The 2032-nt window shown below is 64.6% G+C and carries 3 protein-coding genes; 2 read left to right on the forward strand and 1 reads right to left on the reverse strand.

All coding sequences use genetic code 11. The features are described from left to right. Positions 1-201: zinc ribbon domain-containing protein (locus VHK65_00005; protein HVS04538.1), on the reverse strand; the 201-nt coding region annotated here is incomplete at its 3' end. 218 nt (positions 202-419) lie between these two features. Between VHK65_00005 and VHK65_00010 the strand changes: the two genes are divergently transcribed. Both VHK65_00010 and VHK65_00015 read left to right on the forward strand, forming a co-directional pair. Next, entirely contained in the window at positions 420-1463 is a 1044-nt protein-coding gene (locus VHK65_00010) for an IS110 family transposase (protein HVS04539.1), read from the forward strand. An 8-nt stretch (positions 1464-1471) separates the two neighbouring features. Further along, positions 1472-2032, forward strand: a 561-nt coding sequence (locus VHK65_00015) for an ATP-binding cassette domain-containing protein (protein ID HVS04540.1), incomplete at its 3' end; no start/stop codon positions are given.

Raw genomic sequence — 2032 nt, forward strand, 5'->3', positions numbered from 1 at the left:
GCCGCCGCCGGCATCGTCGAAATCGTCGAAGTCGGAGGCGCCTCCTTCCTCGCCCCCGCGCACGGTGGCGAAGGTGGAGACGAGGCGGTGCACCTTGGTCGACCCGCAGCTGGAGCAGGGCGGATTCTCGCTCGACCAGGACGCCAGCAGAGCCGATGTTCGCTTGCGGCAGGCCTGGCAACGGTACTCGTAGATCGGCATCGCGGAGTCCCTAGGATAATCCTGAGTGTCACGCTACTGGTCGTCCGGCGGGTTGGCTCATAGGCTTCTTGCCCTCCGCCGCGGAATGGCTTTCATGCGAATTGCCGCCCGTCGGATGAAATGGACCAGCCGGCGTGACTTCATAGGAGCGTGGATCCGCCCCAACTCAGGCGTGTCCGCCGACCGGTCCTGTATCCCCACAACAAGGAGACAGGAACATGGTGACATTTGGCGGCGACAGTCACAAACGGACCCACACCTTGGTGGCGGTGGACGAGAACGGGCGGCAGGTGGGAGAACGTACGGTGGCAGCGACTCCGGCCGGCCACATGGAGGCTTTGGGCTGGGCCCGTCATTGGCCCGAGCGGCGATGGGCGCTGGAGAACTGCCGGCATCTGTCGCGCGGGCTGGAGCGCGACCTCTTGAGCGCGGGTGAGGCGGTCCTGCAGGTTTCGCCCAAGCTAATGGGCACCGCACGCAGGTCTGGTCGCGAAGTCGGCAAGTCAGATCCCATCGACGCCCTGGCTGTGGCGCGTGCGGCGTTGCGTGAACCCCATCTCCCGGTTGCGCAGCTGGAAGGCAAGAGCCGCGAAGTCAAACTGCTGGTCGACCACCGTGAGGACCTGGTCGGAGAGCGAACTCGAATACAGAATCGACTGCTCTGGCATCTGCACGAGCTGGAGCCGGGCTACCAGGTAGTGGCCGGTGGACTGCTGCGAACGGTGATTTTGGCAGAGGTCAGCAGTCGCCTCGAGAGTCACACCGGAGTGGTGGCTGAAATTGCTCGCGAGCTGGTTGCCCGACTGTCTGAGCTAACCCGGACGGTGAAGCGGCTACAGCGTCGCATTGAGGAGCTGATGCAGGAGCTGGCACCGGGCTTGCTCAGCCTGCCTGGCTGCGCCGGGTTGAGCGCTGCCAAGCTGGTGGCAGAGACCGCCGATGTGAGTCGATTTCGCTCGAGCGCAGCTTTCGCCATGCACAACGGCACGGCGCCCATTCCGGTTTGGTCTGGGAACCATGAACGTCATCGGCTCAACCGCGGGGGCAACCGCCAGCTCAACGTTGCTCTTCATCGAATCGCCATTACTCAGATCCGACTTGGGGGACCCGCCTCCGATTACATTGCTCGTCGCTTGACCATGGGCAACACCAAAACAGAAGCCATCAGAGCTTTGCGCCGCCAAATCTCGGACGAGGTTTACCGGCGCCTCCGGCACGACTATCCACAGCGTTCCACCGCCTTGGTTGCGGTGGCCGCTTGACATAGGAGATTCACATGATCGAGGTGCGCGACCTGGTCAAACGCTACAAGAAGGCTGACCGCAACGCCGTGGACGGTGTGTCCTTCGAAGTCGGCCAGGGCGAATTCTTCGCGCTGCTTGGCCCCAACGGCGCCGGCAAGACGACCACCATCTCGATCCTCACGACCACCCTCACCCCGACCTCCGGCACGGTGGTGATCGATGGCCACGACGCCGTCCGGGATCCGGCGGGAGTGCGCCGCCGGGTAGGCATCATCTTCCAGCAGCCGAGCCTAGACCTCAACCTGTCGGGCGAGGAGAACGTGCGCTTCCACGCCATCCTCTACGGCCTCTACCCATATCGCCCGCTCTTCCGCGCCATGCCCGGCGCCTACCGCGAGCAGCTGCGCGAGCTGGCCGGGGTGCTGGGCCTGGAGCGGGAGATCTTCAAGCCCGTGAAGAAGCTCTCGGGCGGCATGAAGCGAAAGCTGGAGATCATCCGCGGGCTCATGCACCGACCCCGGGTCCTATTTCTGGACGAGCCGACCGCCGGCCTGGACGCGGCCAGCCGGCGCAACCTCTGGGGCTAC

The sequence above is a fragment of the Candidatus Dormiibacterota bacterium genome (genome assembly GCA_035544955.1).
Classification (GTDB): domain Bacteria; phylum Chloroflexota; class Dormibacteria; order CF-121; family CF-121; genus CF-13.

Bases quoted from the DNA above. Each gene is read 5' to 3' on its own strand.
- VHK65_00010 (HVS04539.1), top strand. From the start codon at position 420: ATGGTGACATTTGGCGGCGACAGTCACAAACGGACCCACACCTTGGTG.